Source organism: Streptomyces sp. NPDC053750 (assembly GCF_044544295.1).
Lineage (GTDB): Bacteria > Actinomycetota > Actinomycetes > Streptomycetales > Streptomycetaceae > Streptomyces.
This window is the reverse complement of record NZ_JBITXB010000007.1, coordinates 208,037-228,208: the sequence shown is the minus strand read 5'-3', so window position 1 is coordinate 228,208 and position 20,172 is coordinate 208,037. Positions and strand designations below refer to the sequence as shown.

General features: G+C 72.1%; 17 protein-coding genes and 1 riboswitch. Of the genes, 11 read left to right on the top strand and 6 right to left on the bottom strand.

Annotated features, from left to right (window positions below; translation table 11 throughout):
* Positions 1–289 precede the first annotated feature (289 nt).
* The 6 genes from ACIGO6_RS21675 to ACIGO6_RS21650 all read left to right on the top strand — a co-directional run bounded on the left by ACIGO6_RS21675 (position 290) and on the right by ACIGO6_RS21650 (position 7,483).
* Positions 290–949: a LuxR C-terminal-related transcriptional regulator gene (locus ACIGO6_RS21675; RefSeq protein ID WP_399878949.1), complete on the top strand. Its 660-nt coding sequence runs from the start codon at positions 290–292 to the stop codon at positions 947–949.
* Between the two features lie 279 nt (positions 950–1,228).
* The gene (locus ACIGO6_RS21670; RefSeq protein ID WP_399878587.1) at positions 1,229–3,157 is read left to right on the top strand and encodes a 2-oxoacid:acceptor oxidoreductase subunit alpha; all 1,929 of its coding nucleotides are present in this window, start codon (positions 1,229–1,231) and stop codon (positions 3,155–3,157) included.
* Positions 3,150–4,208 carry a 2-oxoacid:ferredoxin oxidoreductase subunit beta gene (locus tag ACIGO6_RS21665; RefSeq protein WP_399878585.1) on the top strand — a complete coding sequence of 353 codons (1,059 nt, stop codon included), beginning with the start codon at positions 3,150–3,152 and terminating at the stop codon, positions 4,206–4,208. Before ACIGO6_RS21670 ends, ACIGO6_RS21665 begins: the two co-directional genes overlap by 8 nt.
* A gap of 186 nt (positions 4,209–4,394) precedes the next feature.
* The gene (locus ACIGO6_RS21660; protein WP_399878584.1) at positions 4,395–5,249 is read left to right on the top strand and encodes an SDR family oxidoreductase; all 855 of its coding nucleotides are present in this window, start codon (positions 4,395–4,397) and stop codon (positions 5,247–5,249) included.
* A gap of 154 nt (positions 5,250–5,403) precedes the next feature.
* Positions 5,404–6,426, top strand: coding sequence for an EamA family transporter RarD (gene rarD, locus ACIGO6_RS21655; RefSeq protein ID WP_399878583.1), 1,023 nt, complete (start codon positions 5,404–5,406; stop codon positions 6,424–6,426).
* A gap of 100 nt (positions 6,427–6,526) precedes the next feature.
* A complete protein-coding gene (locus ACIGO6_RS21650) occupies positions 6,527–7,483 on the top strand; it encodes a M28 family metallopeptidase (RefSeq protein WP_399878581.1) in 957 nt (318 codons plus the stop codon).
* 52 nt (positions 7,484–7,535) lie between these two features.
* Here the strand turns inward: ACIGO6_RS21650 and ACIGO6_RS21645 are convergent, their stop codons facing one another.
* Complete coding sequence (locus ACIGO6_RS21645) at positions 7,536–8,810, bottom strand: tetratricopeptide repeat protein (RefSeq protein ID WP_399878579.1); 1,275 nt, start codon at positions 8,808–8,810, stop codon at positions 7,536–7,538.
* Positions 8,811–9,041: 231 nt separating this feature from the next.
* Between ACIGO6_RS21645 and ACIGO6_RS21640 the strand changes: the two genes are divergently transcribed.
* Complete coding sequence (locus ACIGO6_RS21640) at positions 9,042–9,647, top strand: flavodoxin family protein (protein ID WP_399878947.1); 606 nt, start codon at positions 9,042–9,044, stop codon at positions 9,645–9,647.
* 25 nt (positions 9,648–9,672) lie between these two features.
* Here the strand turns inward: ACIGO6_RS21640 and ACIGO6_RS21635 are convergent, their stop codons facing one another.
* The 4 genes from ACIGO6_RS21635 to ACIGO6_RS21620 form a co-directional block, all read right to left on the bottom strand.
* Positions 9,673–10,608, bottom strand: coding sequence for an ABC transporter permease (locus tag ACIGO6_RS21635; RefSeq protein WP_399878577.1), 936 nt, complete (start codon positions 10,606–10,608; stop codon positions 9,673–9,675).
* Positions 10,595–11,578 (bottom strand): ABC transporter ATP-binding protein, encoded by a 984-nt coding sequence (locus ACIGO6_RS21630; RefSeq protein ID WP_399878575.1) that lies wholly within the window; start codon positions 11,576–11,578, stop codon positions 10,595–10,597. Before ACIGO6_RS21630 ends, ACIGO6_RS21635 begins: the two co-directional genes overlap by 14 nt.
* A gap of 87 nt (positions 11,579–11,665) precedes the next feature.
* A complete protein-coding gene (locus ACIGO6_RS21625; RefSeq protein ID WP_399878574.1) occupies positions 11,666–12,925 on the bottom strand; it encodes an outer membrane lipoprotein carrier protein LolA in 1,260 nt (419 codons plus the stop codon).
* Between the two features lie 289 nt (positions 12,926–13,214).
* Positions 13,215–14,225, bottom strand: a complete 1,011-nt coding sequence (locus tag ACIGO6_RS21620; protein ID WP_399878572.1) for a polyprenyl synthetase family protein — start codon at positions 14,223–14,225, stop codon at positions 13,215–13,217.
* Between the two features lie 772 nt (positions 14,226–14,997).
* Positions 14,998–15,153, top strand: a riboswitch (cyclic di-AMP (ydaO/yuaA leader).
* Positions 15,154–15,157: 4 nt separating this feature from the next.
* Here ACIGO6_RS21620 and ACIGO6_RS21615 point away from each other — a divergent pair.
* Complete coding sequence (locus ACIGO6_RS21615) at positions 15,158–15,655, top strand: transglycosylase SLT domain-containing protein (protein WP_399878570.1); 498 nt, start codon at positions 15,158–15,160, stop codon at positions 15,653–15,655.
* 34 nt (positions 15,656–15,689) lie between these two features.
* On the opposite strand, the gene ACIGO6_RS21610 is transcribed toward ACIGO6_RS21615, so the two are convergent.
* Positions 15,690–16,499 (bottom strand): HAD family hydrolase, encoded by an 810-nt coding sequence (locus ACIGO6_RS21610; protein ID WP_399878568.1) that lies wholly within the window; start codon positions 16,497–16,499, stop codon positions 15,690–15,692.
* 275 nt (positions 16,500–16,774) lie between these two features.
* Between ACIGO6_RS21610 and ACIGO6_RS21605 the strand changes: the two genes are divergently transcribed.
* The 3 genes from ACIGO6_RS21605 to ACIGO6_RS21595 all read left to right on the top strand — a co-directional run bounded on the left by ACIGO6_RS21605 (position 16,775) and on the right by ACIGO6_RS21595 (position 20,167).
* Entirely contained in the window at positions 16,775–17,839 is a 1,065-nt protein-coding gene (locus ACIGO6_RS21605; protein ID WP_399878566.1) for a GNAT family N-acetyltransferase, read from the top strand.
* An 88-nt stretch (positions 17,840–17,927) separates the two neighbouring features.
* Positions 17,928–19,214: a glycosyltransferase gene (locus tag ACIGO6_RS21600; RefSeq protein ID WP_399878945.1), complete on the top strand. Its 1,287-nt coding sequence runs from the start codon at positions 17,928–17,930 to the stop codon at positions 19,212–19,214.
* Between the two features lie 197 nt (positions 19,215–19,411).
* Positions 19,412–20,167 (top strand): polysaccharide deacetylase family protein, encoded by a 756-nt coding sequence (locus ACIGO6_RS21595; RefSeq protein ID WP_399878943.1) that lies wholly within the window; start codon positions 19,412–19,414, stop codon positions 20,165–20,167.
* The last annotated feature ends 5 nt before the right edge of the window (positions 20,168–20,172 follow it).

The window sequence follows — 20,172 nt, the reverse complement described above, 5'->3', positions numbered from 1 at the left end:
GACACGGCACTGCGCCGCACCACACCCGTGGTGCGGCGCAGTGCCGTGTCGCGTCTCTTCTCGCCGCGCCTTTTCTTCGCCACGTCTCTTCTCGCCGCATCTTCTCGCCGCATCTTCTCGCCGCGTCTTCTCGCGGTGTCTTCTCGCGGTGTCTTCTCGCCGCCCGTACGCATCCGGCCCCGGATGCTGGGATGCTGGACCTGTCGCACGGACGGTTCGTGGCCGCGGCGTGGGCCGCGCGAGCCGTGGGGTGGGCGGGCTGTGGGGGACGAAGATCGTGGAGGACAGGGTGCGGGTGGTCATCGCCGAGGATTCAGTGCTGCTCCGAGAGGGGCTGACCCGGTTGCTGACCGACCGCGGGCACGACGTCGTGACCGGTGTCGGCGACGGTGAGGCACTGATCAAGACCATCACCGAGCTGGACGCGCAGGGCGAGCTGCCGGACGTCGTCGTGGCGGACGTACGGATGCCTCCGACGCATACCGACGAGGGCGTGCGGGCCTCGGTGCAGCTGCGCAAGGCGCATCCCGGTCTCGGCGTACTGGTGCTGTCGCAGTACGTGGAGGAGCGCTACGCCACCGAGCTGCTGGCCGGTTCCAGTCGTGGCGTCGGCTATCTGCTCAAGGACCGGGTGGCCGAGGTGCGGGAGTTCGTGGACGCCGTGGTGCGGGTGGCCGAGGGCGGTACGGCCCTGGACCCGGAGGTGGTGGCACAGTTGCTCGGCCGCAGCCGCAAGCAGGACGTGCTCGCGGGGCTCACCCCGCGTGAGCGGGAGGTCCTGGGCCTCATGGCCGAGGGCCGCACGAACTCGGCCATCGCCCGGCAGCTCGTCGTGAGCGACGGAGCCGTCGAGAAGCACGTCAGCAACATCTTCCTGAAGCTGGGGCTGTCCCCGAGCGACGGGGACCACCGGCGGGTGCTGGCCGTGCTGACGTATCTCAATTCCTGACATCGACCTCTCAGCCGCTGACATCGGGGTCTCAGTTCCTGAGATCAGCGACTGGTCTGCTCATCCGAACGAATGAGAAACCGAAGCGGGGGCAGGGTGCGTCTTCACCAGCGCCGAGGGGCGGGGAAACGGTGGGAAACCAGGGCCGCGGGCCCTCTCGACGTCGTGTCCATCATGCGAATGTCCACCGGAAGTCAACCCCTGCGGACGTAGGGTTGATCCCGGGATGGTAGGTGGAAGCCAGTCCCCGGACAGCCGCCTCGAGGGAGGTCCAGTTCAGTGACCAGCCAGGTCAGCAGCGCAGCGGAGCAGGCCGACGGAACCGTCGTAGGAGAGCAGCGCAAACCGGTCGGCGCGAAGGACGTCCGACGGCTGGACCGGGTGATCATCCGGTTCGCGGGGGACTCGGGCGACGGAATGCAGCTCACCGGCGACCGTTTCACCTCGGAGACGGCGTCCTTCGGCAACGACCTGTCGACGCTGCCGAACTTCCCGGCCGAGATCCGGGCGCCCGCCGGCACCCTGCCGGGTGTCTCGTCCTTCCAGCTGCACTTCGCCGACCACGACATCCTCACCCCGGGCGACGCCCCCAACGTGCTGGTCGCGATGAACCCGGCCGCGCTGAGGGCGAACATCGACGACATGCCGCGCGGGGCGGAGATCATCGTCAACACGGACGAGTTCACCAAGCGGGCGATGCAGAAGGTCGGCTACGACACGTCCCCGCTGGAGGACGGCTCGCTCGACGGCTACCACCTGCATCCGGTGCCGCTGACCACGCTGACCGTCGAGGCCCTCAAGGACTTCGACCTCACCCGCAAGGAGGCCGAGCGCAGCAAGAACATGTTCGCGCTCGGGCTGCTGAGCTGGATGTACCACCGGCCCACCGAGGGCACGGAGAAGTTCCTGAAGTCGAAGTTCGCGAAGAAGCCCGACATCGCCGCGGCGAACATCGCGGCCTACCGGGCGGGCTGGAACTTCGGTGAGACCACCGAGGACTTCGCGGTCTCCTACGAGGTGGCGCCGGCGACGAAGGCGTTCCCGCCCGGCGTGTACCGCAACATCTCCGGCAACCTGGCCCTGGCCTACGGCCTGATCGCCGCCTCCCGCCAGGCCGACCTGCCGCTCTTCCTCGGCTCGTACCCCATCACCCCGGCCTCGGACATCCTGCACGAGCTGAGCCGGCACAAGAACTTCGGCGTGCGCACCTTCCAGGCCGAGGACGAGATCGCCGGCATCGGCGCGGCGCTGGGTGCGGCCTTCGGCGGCTCGCTGGCGGTGACGACGACGAGCGGTCCGGGCGTGGCGCTCAAGAGCGAGACGGTCGGGCTGGCCGTCTCGCTGGAGCTGCCGCTGCTGATCGTGGACATCCAGCGCGGCGGGCCGTCCACCGGCCTGCCGACCAAGACCGAACAGGCCGACCTGCTGCAGGCGATGTACGGGCGCAACGGCGAGGCGCCGGTTCCGGTCGTCGCCCCGCGCACCCCGGCGGACTGCTTCGACGCCGCGCTGGAGGCGGCGCGGATCGCGCTGACCTACCGCACCCCGGTCTTCCTCCTCTCGGACGGCTACCTGGCCAACGGCAGCGAGCCGTGGCGGATCCCGGAGCTGGACGAGCTGCCCGACCTGGCGGTGCAGTTCGCCCAGGGTCCCAACCACACCCTGGACGACGGCACCGAGGTGTTCTGGCCGTACAAGCGCGACCCGCAGACCCTCGCCCGGCCCTGGGCCGTGCCGGGCACGCCGGGGCTGGAGCACCGGATCGGCGGCATCGAGAAGCAGGACGGCACGGGGAACATCTCCTACGACCCGGCCAACCACGACTTCATGGTCCGCATCCGGCAGGCCAGGATCGACGGCATCGACGTCCCCGACCTGGAGGTCGACGACCCGGACGGGGCGCGCACCCTGGTGCTGGGCTGGGGCTCGACGTACGGGCCGATCACGGCGGCCGTGCGGCGGCTGCGGGCGGCCGGCGAGTCGATCGCGCAGGCGCACCTGCGCCATCTGAACCCCTTCCCGCACAACCTCGGCACGGTCCTCAAGACGTACGACAAGGTGGTGGTCCCCGAGATGAACCTCGGGCAGCTCGCCACGCTCATCCGGGCGAAGTTCCTGGTCGACGCCCGCTCGTACAACCAGGTCAACGGCATGCCGTTCAAGGCGGAGCAGCTCGCCACGGCGCTGAAGGAGGCCATCGATGACTGACGCCAACGCGCTGCTGCAGCTCGTTCCCAAGGCCGAGGGCAAGCAGTCCATGAAGGACTTCAAGTCCGACCAGGAAGTGCGCTGGTGCCCCGGCTGCGGTGACTACGCCGTCCTCGCGGCCGTGCAGGGCTTCATGCCCCAGCTCGGCCTGGCGAAGGAGAACATCGTCTTCGTCTCCGGCATCGGCTGCTCCTCGCGCTTCCCGTACTACATGAACACGTACGGGATGCACTCCATCCACGGCCGCGCCCCCGCCATCGCCACCGGGCTCGCCTCCTCCCGCCGCGACCTGTCCGTCTGGGTCGTCACCGGTGACGGCGACGCGCTCTCCATCGGCGGCAACCATCTGATCCACGCCCTGCGCCGCAACGTCAACCTCAAGATCCTGCTGTTCAACAACCGCATCTACGGCCTGACCAAGGGCCAGTACTCCCCCACCTCCGAGGTCGGGAAGATCACCAAGTCGACGCCGATGGGGTCGCTGGACGCGCCCTTCAATCCGGTCTCCCTGGCCATCGGCGCGGAGGCGTCCTTCGTCGCCCGGACCGTCGACTCGGACCGCAAGCACCTCACCGAGGTGCTGCGCCAGGCCGCCGACCACCCGGGCACGGCCCTGGTCGAGATCTACCAGAACTGCAACATCTTCAACGACGGTGCCTTCGACGCCCTCAAGGACCGGGAGCAGGCCGAGGACGCGGTGATCCGTCTGGAGCACGGGAAGCCGATCCGTTTCGGGGCCGACGGCACCAAGGGCGTCGTACGCGACCGGGAGACCGGCGACCTCAAGGTCGTCGCCGTCACCGCGGACAACGAGGACGACGTCCTGGTCCACGACGCGCACTCCGCGTCCCCGACCACCGCCTTCGCCCTGTCCCGCCTCGCCGACCCGGACACGCTGCACCACACCCCGATCGGCGTCCTGCGCTCCGTGGAGCGGCCGGTCTACGACACGCTCATGTCCGACCAGCTCGACACCGCCGTCGAGCGGGACGGCAAGGGCGACCTCTCCGCGCTGTTCGCCGGCGGCGACACCTGGACGGTCGTGGGCTGACACGCCGGCGTTCACGGCAACACCGAGGGGCCCGGACGGGGAACGTCCGGGCCCCTTCGGGTTACCTGGCTCAGCCATGACCGCTTACGGCTAGGTAAGTACCTTACTTCAAAGTGGGCACTTTCCCATGGTTAGCGCATCTTTTAGGGTTAGTGGCATCCCACCCCCACAAGGAGCACGGAAGCCATGAGCATCGTCGTCACCGGAGCCACCGGACACCTCGGCCGCCACGTCGTACACCAGTTGCTGGAGAAGGTGCCGGCCGACCAGGTCACCGCGGTCGTCCGGGACCGCGACAGGGCCGCCGACCTCGCCGCCCGCGGGGTCCGCCTCGCGGTCGCCGACTACAACGCCCCCGAGACCTTCGACGGCCTGTTCGCGGCCGGCGACCGGGTGCTGCTGATCTCCGGCAACGAGTTCGACAAGGGCCGCGTCCAGCAGCACACCGTCGTGATCGAGGCGGCCGGGACGGCCGGAGTCGCCCTGCTCGCCTACACCAGCGCCCCCAGCAGCCTCACGGCCACGCTCGCCGACGACCACCGCGCCACCGAGGAGGTGCTGGTCGGCTCGGGCGTGCCGTACGTGCTGCTGCGCAACGGCTGGTACCACGAGAACTACACCGAGCAGCTCGCCCCGGTCCTGGAGCACGGTGCCGTCGTCCAGGCGGCCGGCGAGGGCCGGATCTCCTCCGCCTCCCGCGCCGACTACGCGGCCGCCGCCGTCGCCGTACTGACCGGCGAGGGCCACGAGAACACGGCGTACGAGCTGGGCGGCGACGAGGCCTGGAGCTTCGCCGAGTACGCCGCCGAGCTGAGCCGGCAGACCGGCAAGGAGATCGTCTACAGCCCGGTCTCGACCGAGGCCTACACCGGCGTCCTCACCGGCGCCGGCCTGCCTGCGCCGCTGGCCGCCGTCCTCGCGGGCGTGGACGCCGCCATCGAGAAGGGCGAGCTGGTCGTCTCCACCGGGGACCTGTCCCGGCTGGCGGGCCGTCCGACCACGCCGCTCACCGAGGCGATCGCCGCCGCGCTCAAGGACTGAACCCCACGGCCGGCCTTCACGACTGCCCTCGTGACATCCCCGCCTGTCATGACCGTATGCCGATACGGGCATGACAGGCGGCCGGGTGCGGCGCTACCTTCGTCCTGGCATGCATCCGCCGTCCCGGCATGCCGTAGGCGAGAAGGAGGTGCCCGTGGCAGGGTCGTCGAGGAGTGAGCAGCGCATAGGTCTGCTGAACGGCTTCGCCGCATACGGGATGTGGGGGCTCGTCCCGCTGTTCTGGCCGCTGCTCAAGCCCGCGGGGGCGGGGGAGATCCTCGCCCACCGGATGGCGTGGTCCCTCGCCTTCGTCGCCGTGGCCCTGCTCGTCGTGCGGCGCTGGGCCTGGGCCGGCGAGCTGCTGCGGCAGCCCGGGAAGCTGGGGCTGATCACCGTGGCCGCCGCGGTCATCACCGTCAACTGGGGCGTCTACATCTGGGCCGTGAACAGCGGTCACGTCGTCGAGGCCTCGCTCGGGTACTTCATCAACCCGCTGGTCACCATCGCGATGGGCGTACTGCTGCTGAAGGAACGGCTGCGGCCCGTGCAGTGGGCGGCGGTCGCCACCGGCTTCGCGGCCGTGCTCGTCCTGACCATCGGTTACGGCCAGCCGCCGTGGATCTCCCTCTGCCTCGCCTTCTCCTTCGCCACGTACGGTCTGGTGAAGAAGAAGGTCAACCTCGGCGGGGTCGAGTCGCTGGCCGCCGAGACGGCGATCCAGTTCCTGCCCGCCCTCGGCTATCTGCTGTGGCTGGGCGCACAGGGCGACTCCACCTTCACCACCGAGGGCGCGGGACACGCGGCCCTGCTCGCCGCGACCGGCCTGGTCACCGCGATCCCCCTGGTCTGCTTCGGTGCCGCCGCGATCCGCGTGCCGCTGTCCACGCTGGGGCTGCTGCAGTACCTGGCCCCGGTCTTCCAGTTCCTGCTCGGCGTCCTCTACTTCGGCGAGGCCATGCCGCCCGAGCGCTGGGCCGGTTTCGCCCTGGTCTGGCTGGCGCTCACGCTGCTCACCTGGGACGCCCTGCGCACGGCCCGCCGGACCGCCCGGGCGCTCAGGGAGCAGCTCGACCGGGCGGGCGCCGGCGTACCGGCGGGCAAGGAAGGCGTGCCGAGGCAGCCGGAGACCGCGGCCCCCTCAGGAGCTTCCGATATGCGCAACACCGTGGCCGAATAGCGGTCTTGACGGCAGGTCAGTCCCGGCCACACCATCCAGGCACCCCATTCACTGCGGAGTCCCCTCCCCAGGGACTCCCTAGGAATTCGGAGCCCCCCACATGAAGCTCCCCCTTTCCGGGCGCGCACTGGCGGCCGGTGCCGTCGCGGTGGCCACGCTGATGTCCGGCGGATCCGTGGCCGGCGCCGCGTCCGCCTCCGAGGGCGCGACCGCCACCGCTGCCGCGCCCGACATACCGCTGGCCAACGTCAAGGCCCACCTGTCGCAGTTGCAGTCGATCGCCGCGGCGAACGGCGGCAACCGCGCCCACGGCCGGCCCGGCTACCAGGCCTCGCTCGACTACGTGAAGTCCAAGCTGGACGCGGCCGGGTTCGCGACCACCGTCCAGCGGTTCACCGCCTCCGGACGCACCGGCTACAACCTGATAGCCGACTGGCCGGGCGGTGACGCGAATCAGGTTGTCATGGCCGGGTCACATCTGGACAGTGTCTCCTCCGGCCCCGGCATCAACGACAACGGTTCCGGCTCGGCGGCCGTCCTGGAAACCGCGCTGGCCGTGGCCCGGTCCGGCCACCAGCCCGCCAAGCACCTGCGTTTCGCCTGGTGGGGCGCGGAGGAGCTGGGACTGGTCGGCTCCCGCTACTACGTCAACAGCCTCGGCTCGGCGGGCCGCGCGAAGATCAGCGGCTATCTCAACTTCGACATGATCGGCTCACCCAACCCCGGCTACTTCGTCTACGACGACGACCCGGTGATCGAGAAGACCTTCAAGGACTACTTCGCCGGTCTCGGCGTCGCCACGGAGATCGAGACCGAGGGCGACGGCCGCTCGGACCACGCGCCCTTCAAGAACGCGGGCGTCCCCGTGGGCGGCCTCTTCAGCGGCGCCGACTACCGCAAGACGTCGGCGCAGGCGGCCAAGTGGGGCGGGACCGTGGGCCAGCCCTTCGACCGCTGCTACCACTCGTCCTGCGACACGACCGCCAACATCGACGACACGGCGTTGAACCGCAACAGCGACGCCATCGCGTACGCGATGTGGGAGCTGTCGGAGTAGGCCCTCGGGCTCGATCTCGGCCTAGGCCCAGGCCCCGACCTAGGCCCCGGCCTCACCGAGCGCGGGCGCGTTCGGTGAGGCGCCCCATACGGGTGCGGGCGGACTCCAGCTGCTCGGCGTCGTCCGCGGCCGGGCCCGCCTCGGCGGCGAGTTCGCCCCACAGGCCGACCAGGTCGTGCCCCAGCTCCAGGCCCCGTTCCGGGTCGCGCACGGCACGCCAGGCGGTCGCCGCGCTCTGGACGTTGCCGTACGCGGCCTCCGCGTCGCCCGCGCGGCGGTGGATCCGGGCCAGGTCCAGGGAGAGGCCGAAGGCGCGGCCGGGGTCGCCCGACAAGTAGGCGATGTACGCCGTGAGTTCACGGAGTCGCAGTACCTCCGGGTGCTCCGGCCCCAGCGTCCGCGAGGCCTCCAGCACCGTCTGCTCCGCCAACCGCGCCGCCTCCTCCGTACGTCCCTCCTTGACGGCCTCGTTGATCCGGGCCGTCGGCTCCGCGAGGAGCGCGGGGGTGGTGGCGTCCCCGGGGGCGGTGAGCGGCTCGTCACCCAGCACCGCCTCGGCCACGGCGTCGAAGCCGCGGGCGGGGGTGGGCTTGGGGTCGGGGTCGACGTCGGGGACGACGACCGGCGCCGGTGCGGTGGTCGGTGCCGCCTTCTCGGGGGCGCCGGTCACGGGCGCATCGGTCGCGGGGGCGCCGGTCGCAGGGGCGCCGGTCGCGGGCGCATCGGCCGCGGGCGCATCGGTCGCAGGGGCGTCGGTCGCGGGTGTGCCGTCCATCCGGGGCGGTGGCCCGAACACCCCCGTCGGCGGCGCCACCGTACCCGGCGCCGCGGCTCCGGCCGGTTCCGGCAGGGCCCGCAGCGTGAACGTCGGCGCGGACTCGCCGGCCGACGCCGGCTGCGACTCGGCCACCGGCTCCACCGACCGCAGGACGTGCGTGGGCCGGTCCCGCCGTACGGGGCCGACCTCCGGGACGCGCCGTACGGGGGCCTCCGGGACCTCCTCCGGAGCCGTCGGCACCGGGTCCGCGGCGAGGTGGCTGGAGCCGTCCGGGTCGACCCGGAGCGGGACGGCGTACCCGAGGCGCTCGTCGTGGATCGTGGCGAGGACCGGGCGCCCGGCGGCGAGGGCGAGCCGGTGGAGGCGGTTCAGGACGGCGTTCTGGACCTCCTCGCCGGGAGCCGCGACGACCAGCGAACCGTCGACCGAGGCGCTGCGCGCACCGGAACCGGCCGCCGGCACGCGGACGTCGATCGGCGGCACCGCGGGCGCGGGCGAGCGCCCGGCACGCTCATGGTCCCGCTGCTTGTCGCGGCCGAGTCGAGACATCGTTCCCCCACTCATCGGCGGCTTCCGGCGGCGGTTTCGGTCTTCCTGCCGTCCAGAGCCTGTCATGCCTGTCGTACACCTACTGTCGAGTCTCGCCGCTCGCTCGCGATTCTCACGTCACCGGGGTGTCACAGGCTCGTTCCAGGAGGTCACGCGCGTGTCGACGCAGATTGCATGCGTGTGCATATAATGCACGTGCTGGTAATCGTGACGACCACTCCGGGGGACCTCATGACCCGCCGTTTCCTCTTCCTGCTCGGCAGCAGCCGCCCCGACGGCAACACCGAACTGCTCGCCCGCCGCGCCGCCGAACAACTGCCCGCGGACGTCGAGCAGCGCTGGATCGACCTGGCCGAACATCCGCTCCCCGAGTTCGAGGACCTGCGACACGACAGCGACCACCGGCGCCCCACGGAGGGCAACGCGGGCCTGCTGCTCGACGCCACGCTCGCCGCGACCGACCTCGTGATCGCCTCGCCGCTGTACTGGTACTCGCTGTCCGCCCCGGTCAAGCGCTACCTCGACCACTGGTCCGGCTGGCTGCGCACGCCCGGCCTCGACTTCAAGGCGACCCTGTCCGGCCGCACCCTGTGGGGCGTCACCGCGCTCGCGCACGAGGAGCAGGAGGTCGCCGCCCCGCTGATCGGCAGCCTGAACAACTCGGCGGCCTACATGGGCATGCGCTTCGGCGGGGTGCTGCTCGGCAACGGCAGCAGGCCCGGTGACGTCCTGCGGGACGCGGACGCGCTGGCCCGCGCCAAGACCTTCTTCGCCGATCAGGCGCCGCTCGCCCGCTTCCCCTACGAGCGGACGGGCGCCGCCGTGGCCACGCCGTGAGGACGCCTGCGCGACGGGGGCGCGCCTACGCGGTGATGTCCTTCGCCGTGAAGCGCGCCCATGCCGCCGAGCCGAAGACCGCCGCGTAGAGGACCTGGAGACCGAGGTTCTTCACCAGGTCGTCCCAGTAGACCGGTTCGCGCATCAGGTCGGCGAAGGACAGCCAGTAGTGCGAGAAGAAGTAGGGCTGGAGCGCGTCGAGCTGCGGGATCTGGTCGAGGATCTGGACGGTGATCAGCAGCCCGACCGTGGTCGCCATCGCCGCGATGCCGCTGCCCGTCAGGGTCGAGACGAACAGGCCGAGGGCCGCGACGCCGACGAGTGAGGCGGCGACGACCAGGGCGATCAGCAGCGCCCGGCCCAGGCCCTCGGCGTAGGAGATCCGGGTGCCGGAGATGGTGGTCAGGTCGCCCACCGGGAACAGCAGCGCGCCGACCGCGAGCGCCGAGACCGCGACCACCAGGGTGGCGGCGAGGCAGAAGGCGATCACCGTCGCGTACTTGGTGAGCAGCAGCCGGGTGCGCCCGGCCGGGGCGACCAGGAGGTAGCGGAGGGTGCCGGCGCTCGACTCGCCGGCGATGGCGTCGCCCGCGACGACGCCGATGGCCATCGGCAGGAAGAACGGCAGGGTCGCGGCGAGGGCGGTGAAGACCAGGAACAGGCCGTTGTTGCTGATCTGCGAGATGAATGCCGGACCCGCGCCGCCACCCCCGCCGCCGCCTCCGACGGACGACCCGTCGCCCGTCTCGATCTTCACGGCGATGCCGACCAGGACCGGCACCGCGGCCAGTACGGCCAGAAGCGCGAGGGTGCGCCAGCGCCGGAAGGTGATCAGCAGCTCGCTGCGGAGCAGCCCGAGGGACCACAGCGGACTCGGGGTGCGCGTCCCTGCCTTCTGCACCACCGCCCGCGAAGCCTCGGCCTGCGCCGCCTCCGTCCGCGCCGCCTCAGCCCGCGACATCGAAGCCCTCCCCGGTCAGCGCCACGAACGTGTCCTCCAGCGAGGCCCGTTCCACTCCGAAGCCGCGGACCCGGACCCCGGCCGTGACCAGGGCTGCGTTCACCTCGGCGAGGTCGCGGTCGGGGGGCTCCGCCGTCACCCGGTCCGCGGCGACGACCACGTCCCCGGCCCCCTGCTCCTTCAGCACCCGGGCCGCCTCCCCCGTGTCCGGCGTGGTCACCACCACCCGGCCCCGCGCCCCGGCCGCCAGGTCGGCGACCGCGCCCTGGGTGATCAGCCGCCCCCGCGCCATCACGGCGGCGTGCGTGCACACCTGCTCGATCTCGTCCAGCAGGTGGGAGGAGAGGAAGACGGTGGTGCCGTCGGAGGCCAGTTCGCGCACGAGCGCGCGGATCTCGCGCATGCCCTGGGGGTCGAGTCCGTTGGTGGGCTCGTCCAGGACGAGCAGGCGGCGCGGCTGGAGCAGTGCCGCGGCGAGGCCGAGCCGCTGCTTCATGCCGAGCGAGTACGCCTTCGCCTTCTTGCCGGCGGCGGCCGCGAGGCCCACCCGCTCCAGCGCCGCCGCGACGCGCTCGCGCCGGGTGCGCGGGTCGGCGGTCGGGTCGGCGGCGTCGTAGCGCAGGAGGTTGTCGCGGCCGGAGAGGAAGCCGTACAGCGCCGGGCCCTCGATGAGGGCGCCGACCTGGGGCAGTACGGCGCGGGCGGCGCGCGGCACGGGCCGGCCCAGCAGGCGGGCGGTGCCCGAGGTGGGCTCGATCAGGCCCATCAGCATGCGGATGGTGGTGGTCTTGCCGGAGCCGTTGGGGCCGAGGAAGCCGAAGACGCTGCCCGCCGGGACGGTCAGGTCCAGACCGTCGACGGCGAGCTGTCCGCCGCGGTAGCGCTTGGTGAGCCCCCGGGTGGCGATCACGGCGTCCTCCGCGCTCCCCCGGTCCGGGCGCTCCCGCTCCGTGGCGGACGGTTCGGCCATCGGCTTCCTCTCCTCGTCTGCTCTTCGGCTCCTCGTCGTCGTACGGGACGGACGGAGCCCGCCCCCGTCCACTGCTCTACCGCTGCTCTACCGCGCGGCCTCCGCCGCCTTCACCAGCGCGTCCTTGGTGACCGCACCGGCGTAGACCTTGCCGTCGTCCGTGATCAGGGCGTTGACCAGGCGGGTCTTGAAGACCGTGCCCGAGCCGAAGTCGCCCTTGACCTGGTCGCCGAGCGAGCCGAGGAAGCCGCCGAGGTCGCCGCCCGCCGAGGCGGTGGGCAGGCCCTGGCCGCCGGTGTCGAAGGTGGCGATCGCGGTCCAGCCCTCGCCGATGACCTTCGGGCCCTCCGTGCCCTTCAGGCCGTCGTCGCCCTTCAGGCCGTCCAGCTCCTTGGCGAGGTCGCCCCCGGCCCCCCGTCCGCGCTCCGGCGCCTTGGCCGCCTCGTCGCCCTCGGTGACCTTCGCACCCTTGGGCGGGGTGAAGTCGAACGTCGACGCGTCCGGCTTCGCGAAGCTGACCTGGGTGAAGCCCGCGTCCACGACGGCGGCGCCGCCGCTCGACGGGGTCAGCGTGAACTTCAGGGGCATGCCGGTCTCGGCGTCCACCGCCACGGTGATCGCGCCGACCGTGGAACCGTCCTGCTTGGGCTTGACGACCAGTCGGTACGCGTCCCGGCCGGCCACCTGCGCGGTGCCGTCGACCGTGACGGACGTGGTGTCGTCGACCGCCTTCAGCGCCTGGTCGGTGAGGTCCTTCGGGGTGGCCGGCACCTCCTTCTCGGGCTGCTCGGCACTGTCGGACGCGGTGGAGTGGTAGACCTCGTTGGACTTGCTGTCGTAGCCCCAGACGTCCTTGCCGTTGTGGATCAGGCTGTACTCGGCGGCGTTCTCCAGGAGCGACAGCTTCTGCCGGTCGGGGCCGTCGGCGGCGACCCGCAGCGTGTGCGTGCCGGTCACCAGCTCGGTGAGCTTGGCCGACGGGTCGGCGGCGGAGCCGTCCTCGTCCCCGCCGGAACCCGGACCCGAGCCCGGACCGGCGGACACTCCGGACATCAGGCCGCTCTCCAGGCCCCCGAGGTCCGGCAGGCCAAGGTCCGTGCTGATCTTGACCGTGCCGGACAGCTGCTGGACGTCCGACGCGGCGATCTTCTCGATGAGCTGCTCCGCCGTGATCTCGGGCAGGTCGGGGTCCCCGGAGTCGGCGAGCGCGGGGACGAGGCCGATCGTCGCGGCCGCCACTCCCATCACCGCGACCGGGACGACGTACCGCGCGGCCCTGCGCCGTCCGGTCCGCAGGTCCTCGCCCTGCCCGGCGGTCGTGTTGTCGTCGGAATCGATCGGTGCCATCTGTGCCCTACCTCCGTCGTCGGCGGCGGCTGTCTCTCGACCTCGCACTCGTTCACCCGTGAGCCGCCATTCTCACCCGAATCGGTGAGGATTGGTGTTTTCCGTGGTGTCCATCCGACCAAATCGGCCGCGCGGAATCGTCAGACCCCGGGCTCAACTCCACGTACTCCTGCGGGATGACACGGAGGGGCGGCGGCTCCCCCGGCCCGTAGGGGTGGGGTACGCCGCCCGGCACGGGGAGGGGCTCGCGCTCAGCCGGTCCGCACGCACCCCGGGGAGGGGCTCGCGCTCAGCCGGCCCGGTGCACCACGGCGTCGCAGAGCTCCACCAGCGCGGCCTTCGCCTCGCACTCCCTGAGCGGGGCCAGCGCCGCCCGGGCGTCCTTGGCGTACCGGACGGTGTCCTTGCGCGCCTGCTCCAGCGCGGGGTGGGCGCGCAGCAGGCGCAGCGCCTCGGCGTGCCGGGCGTCGTCGCTCAGGTCGGCGTCCAGCAGCTCGCACAGGGCGAGGTCCTCGGCGAGCCCCAGCCGGGCCGCCCGCTCGCGCAGCCGCAGCACCGGGAGGGTCGCGATGCCCTCGCGCAGGTCGGTCCCGGGCGTCTTGCCCGACTCGTGGGAGTCGGAGGCGATGTCCAGGACGTCGTCCGCGAGCTGGAAGGCGACGCCGAGGCGCTCGCCGTACTGGGTCAGGACGTCGACGACCGTCTCGTCGGCGCCGGACATCATCGCGCCGAACCGGCAGGAGACCGCCACCAGCGATCCCGTCTTGCCGCCCAGCACATCCAGGTAGTGGTCGACCGGGTCCCGGCCGTCCTGCGGTCCCGCGGTCTCCAGGATCTGACCGGTGACCAGCCGCTCGAACGCGAGGGCCTGCACGCGGACCGCCTCGGGGCCGAGGTCGGCGAGGATCTGGGAGGCGCGGGCGAAGAGGAAGTCGCCGGTGAGGACCGCGACCGAGTTGCCCCAGCGCGTGTTCGCGCTGGGCACACCGCGCCGCACGGCGGCCTCGTCCATCACGTCGTCGTGGTACAGCGTGGCGAGGTGGGTCAGCTCCACGACCACGGCCGAGGGCACGATCCCGGGGGCGTAGGGGTCGCCGAACTGGGACGCGAGCATCACCAGCAGCGGCCGGAATCGTTTCCCGCCGGCCCGGACCAGGTGCTGGGCGGCCTCCGTGATGAAGGGCACCTCACTCTTGGTTGCCTCAAGCAACCCTTCCTCGACAGCCACCAATCCGGCCTGGACATCGGCTTCCAGAGCCTGGTCCCGCACGCTCAGCCCGAACGGCCCGACGACGGTCACGAGGGATCTCCTGTCTGCTGGTGTCTACTGGCGATTACCCGGCTTGTCGATAGGTCGCTGCCACCACTCGTGTCAGCGTATCCGGTCATGTTTCGATCACCGCTAGCGCCCACCGTTACAGGCCGGTCGGTATCGGATCATGCGCGGCAAGTTTTTGATCAGCCGATATGAGCACATATTGATCGACACGGCCCGCGAGGTGCGGCACGGAACACGGTTGGCCGGAAGTCGCCGCCGAAGATCCCACCACCACTCCGGGCGACCCGCACACCCGGAACGTCACCCGCTCGGCGCACGCCCCTCTCCCCCCTCCCCTTCCACACGGACCTCCCCCTCTCCCGCTCCCGAACAGATGCCCGTTCAGCGTGCGAGAACACCGACAGGGCCCGGGCCGATCGCGGGGCGCACGGGACGACCGCCCCCGCCCGACCGCCGGCCGACACCGAAGCGCACGCCACCGACAGCCGGTTGACGACGAGTTGGGCGTAATGCCCGATTTGCCGCTCTCCTCGAGGCCCGTGAGTTGGCTCACGCCACACCCCCCGCGGGCAACCTTGCCGCACGCTGCGCCCTCCCTTTGCCTTCCCTTTGCCCCGTAGGCCAGTTGAGGCTTGGCAACCGCAAAGGATCAAGCACCCCAAACGCCTCAGATCAAGGTCAACATGCGCGTTGGGTGATTCCTGCACTTGTTTCGGACATCTGCTCTCGCATACGTTCCCGGCCTGTCGGGCGGACGCCGAGTCCTGCCACCGCCCGAACGCACAGTCATCCACCAACACACTCGCCGGCAGGAGCGGGGGACCCAGGTAAGTCGCCGCACCGGTCACCACCGGAGCGGCTCGGGGTGAAGCCGTACCCGTCAGGGCACGGCCGGGCACCTCCCCGCCCGAACCCGACAGCTCACCTCGCAGGCGTCAGGAGAGGGATTCAGCATGTCTGCCAACGGTCAGAACCGTCACGCCCGGACCGCCCGTATCGCTCGCAAGCTCGCCCTGGCCGGCACCGGCGCCGCCGTCCTCGCCCTGCCGCTCGTCGGTGCCACCGGCGCCTCCGCGGCCACCCCGGCCGCCGCCGCCACCACGACCGCCACCACGGCGGCGACGGCGTATTCGAACAACCTCGACGGCTGGATCCGCGAGTCGCTGGACATCATGGCCCAGCACGGCATCCCCGGCTCCTACGAGGGCATCCACCGCAACATCATGCGCGAGTCGTCCGGCAACCCGCTGGCCGTCAACAACTGGGACATCAACGCCGTCAACGGCACCCCGTCCAAGGGCCTGCTCCAGGTGATCGACCCGACCTTCCGGGCGTACCACGTGCCCGGCACCTCCTGGGACCCGTTCGACCCGGTCGCCAACATCACCGCCGCCTGCAACTACGCGGCCGACCGGTACGGCTCCATGGACAACGTCTTCGGCGCGTACTGAGCCGTACCGCCCGGGACGTACCAACCGGGACGGACTAAGAGGTACCGAAGATTCGCTCGAGGACGACGGCCACGCCGTCGTCCTCGTTCGTCGTGGTGACCTCGTCGGCCACCGCCTTGAGTTCGGGGTGGGCGCCGGCCATCGCGACGCCGCGGGCCGCCCAGTGGAACATGGGGATGTCGTTGGGCATGTCCCCGAAGGCGATCGTCCGGCGCCGGGACAGGCCCAGGTGCTCGGCTGCCAGCGCCAGGCCGGTCGCCTTGGTGATGCCGCACGGCTGGAGCTCCACCGTGCCCGGCCCCGACATCGTGACCGTCGCGAGGGAGCCGACCACCGTGCGCGCCGTCGCCGCCAACTCGTCGTCGGACAGGTCGGGATGGCGCAGCAGCACCTTGCTGATCGGCGCGTCCCACAGCTCGTCGCGCCGCTCGACCCGCACCGCCGGCAGCGTCGGGTGGGGCATCAGGTACCCCGGCTCGATGAGCGTGAGGCCGTCGACGCCGTCCTGGTCGACCGCGGCGTACACCTGCCCCACCTCGGCCTCGATCTTGCCGAGCGCGGTCTCGGCCAGCTCCCGGTCCAGGGTGACCGACCACAGCATCCGGTGCGCACCGGCGTCGTACACCTGCGCGCCCTGTCCGCACACCGCGAGCCCCGTGCAGCCGAGGCGGTCCAGCAGGGAGCGCACCCGGGGCGCCGGCCGCCCGGTCACCACCAGATGCCGCGCACCGGCCTCGGCCACCCGCGCCAGCGCGGCCAGCGCCCGGTCGGAGACGGTGTCGTCGCCGCGGAGCAGCGTGCCGTCGAGGTCGGTGGCGACGAGTGAATACGGGGTGCGGTCCATGATCAGAGAATACGGACACCGCACCTGTCCGACTCACCCGCGATCGCATCCGAACGAGGACGCACGACAACGCACGACAAGGCGCGAGGACAGCGCAAGGTCAGCACGAACGTGTCCGAAACCTGGCACATCATCGGCTAAAGCCGGTTAAAGGCCTGTGCACCGATTGGCAACAACATCCTCCGCTACCTACCCTCCGGGGCGGCCCGGGGGTACCTTCCTGTTGTCCAGGGGGACTTGATCGGGGGGTCGGGTTGAACAGCGGACGTGTACGTGTGCTCAGGCCGGAGGAGCTGGGCGAGGGGGAACGGGGACACTGGCGCGAGCTGCGCGCCGGAGCGACGACACCACGCAACCCGTTCATGGAACCGGAGTTCACCGACGTCGTGGGCCGGGTACGGCCGCGGGCGCGGGTGGCGGTGCTGTACGACGGGGGTGAGGCGGCCGGTTTCCTGCCGCACGAACGCGGACCGCTGGGCCAGGGCCGGGCGATCGGGCTCGGGGTGTCGGACTGCCAGGGCGCGGTACTGCGACCGGGCCTCGCCCCGGACACCCGGCGCCTGCTGCGGGCCTGCTCCCTGTCGAGCTTCGCCTTCGACAACCTGGAGGCGGAGCAGGGGCTGTTCGTGCCGCACGCGGCCGAGGAGCACACCGCCTACGTCATCGACGTGGAGAAGGGGTACGAGGCGTACGAGAGCGTGCTGCGCGCCCAGTCGCCGAAGTTCCTGAAGACCACCCTCGCCAAGGAGCGCAGGCTCGGCCGCCAGGTCGGGGACGTGCGCTTCGTGTTCGACGAGCGCGAACCGGCCGCACTGCGCACGCTCATGGAGTGGAAGTCGGCGCAGTACCGCAGGACGGGGCGGCGGGACCGGTTCGCGCAGGACTGGATCAGCCGGCTCGTGGCCCGGCTGGCCGAGACCCGGGCGCCCGAGTGCACCGGCACGCTGTCCGTGCTCTACGCCGGAGGCCGGCCGGTCGCCGCCCACTTCGGGCTGCGCTCGGCGACGGTCCTGGCCTGCTGGTTCCCGGCGTACGACCCCGGCTTCGCCAAGTACTCGCCGGGGCTGGTGCTGCATCTGCGGATGGCCGAGGCCGCGGCCGCCGGGGGCATCGGCATGCTCGACATGGGGCGGGGGGCGGCGGAGTACAAGGACTCGCTGAAGACCGGTGAACTTCCCGTGTACGAGGGGACGGTGACCCGTCCGGGGGCGGGCGCCGCGCTGCACTGGCTCGGCCGCGAACCGGCCCGCCGCGCGCACGGCTTCGTGCGCACCCGGCCCCGGCTCGCCTCGCTGGCGGCACGGACGTTGAAGGGCGCGGCCCGGCTGCGCCGGTCATGAGGGGACTTTCGCGGCCCGGGGGGCCTCGAGTGAGGGGGGTGGGCGCGTGTTCCGTACGGCGCGTGCGCGACAGGAGACACAAGAGGAGATCGCACGGTTCCTGAGCATCGGCCCGGTACAGGTGGCCGAACTGGACCTCGGCGCCGGGGCGGGGGGCCTCAGACCGGGGCCGGGGAGTCCGCCGGTGACGTCCGGTGCGGTGTTCGTCCTGGTCAGGAGGGACGGGCTGCCCGTCGGCACCCTGCTGGCCCAGGTACCGGAGGGCGCGGATCCGGCGGAGGTCCTGGCGGAGCTCGCCGGGGACATGCCGGAGGGGGCACCGCACGAGTCGGCGCGGAGGGCTGTGCGCGGCTCGGTCGGTGGGGGCGGCGGAGGGGGCGTGTCGGCCGTCAGTGTCGTGGTCGCCACCCGTGAGCGTGCCGGCCGGCTCGCCCGGGCGCTGGACTCGCTGCTCGCGCAGGACCACCCGGACTTCGAGATCGTCGTCGTCGACAACGCGCCCGTGACCCGGGAGACCCGGGAGCTGGTCGAGCGCAAGTACGGCGAGCGGGTGCGGTACGTGTGCGAACCGCTCCCCGGGCTCGCGGTCGCGCACAACCGGGGGCTCGCCGCCGTACGGGGCGACGTGGTCGCCTTCACCGACGACGACGTGGTCGCCGACCCGCGCTGGCTGACCGAACTGACCGCGCCCTTCGCCGCCGACCCTCGCCTGGGCTGCACCACGGGGCTGATCCTGCCCGCGCGGCTGCGCACTCCGGCGCAGGTCCTGCTGGAGAGCCACGGCGGCTTCGCGAAGGGCTTCACCCCGCGGACGTACGACCCGGAGCACCCGCCCGCCGACGAGCCGCTGTTCCCGTTCACCGCGGGACGCTTCGGCTCCGGTGCCAACATGGCCTTCCGCACGACCGCGCTGCGGGCCGTCGGCGGCTTCGACCCGGCGACCGGCGCGGGCACGCGCGCGCGGGGCGGCGACGACCTCTACGGGTTCGTCCGCGTCCTCGCCCAGGGACACCGGCTGCGCTACACCCCTTCTGCCCTGGTGTGGCACCACCACCGGGAGACCTGGCGGGACCTGGAGACCCAGGCGTACGGCTACGGCGCGGGCCTCACCGCCTACCTCACGGCGATCCTGGTGAACCGGCCCGCGCTGCTGCCGGCCCTCCTCGCCCGGGTGCCGGGCGGACTGGCGCACGCGCGGGGGCTGACCGCCGTACGGGACACGGGGGGCGACGCCGCGCCGGGTGACCACGACGAACGGACCCATCCGTGGCCGCGGCGGCTTTCGCGGTTGCAGTGGCGGGGAATGGTGTACGGACCTGTGGGCTATCTGCGCGCGCGGTACGCCCTCCGGACGGCGCTCAGGGGGCCGAGATGAGAACGACGGACGGCCGCGGCGGGGACGCGGCGGGCGGCAGACGAACGGGACGACGCCCGGCGGTGGCCGGCGGCGCGAGCAGGGCGGCCGTACCGGCGCCGCGCCACCGCCGGGCGCCGGCCCCGGCCGACGCGGGCGCCCCCGCGGGCGCCCCGGCCGAGGGGCCCGGCATTCCCGTCTTCCTCTACCACGCCGTGATGGACGACCCGCCCGCCTGGATCGCCGAGTTCACCGTCAGCCCCAGGGACTTCGCCGCCCAGCTCGACGCCATCGTCGACAGCGGGCGGACGCCCGTCACCATCAGCGCGGTCGCCGACCACCTCGCCGGACGGGCGCCGCTGCCGCCCCGGCCCGTGGTGCTGACCTTCGACGACGGCTTCGCCGACCTGCCGGGTCCCACCGCCGAGGCGCTGGCCGCCCGGGGACTGCCCGCCACCGCCTACCTCACCACCGGGGCCATCGCGCCGGGTGGCCGCAGCCTGCTGCCGCCCGCGCCGATGATGACCCTGGACCGGGCGGCGGAGCTGGAACGTTCCGGCATGGAGATCGGCAGCCACACGGTCACGCACGCCCAGCTGGACACGCTGTCCGGGAAGGCGCTGGCCCACGAACTGCGTACGTCCAGGGCCGTGCTGGAGGACGTCCTCGGCCATCCCGTCCGCCATCTCGCCTACCCGCACGGCTACAACAGCCCACGGGTACGGGCCGAGTCGGCCCGCGCCGGCTACGAGACGGCCACCGCCGTGCGGCACGCGCTCAGCTCGGACCGCGACGAGCCCTACCGCATCGCCCGGCTCATCGTGCGCCGCAGCCACACCCTCGCCGACTTCGAGGGCTGGCTGGCGGGGGGCGGCGCCCGGATCGCGCCGTACCGGGACGGCCCGAAGACGGTCGGCTGGCGGTGGTACCGCCGCGCTCGCGCCGCCGTGCACGGCCCCGTCTTCGCCGGGTGAGCCGT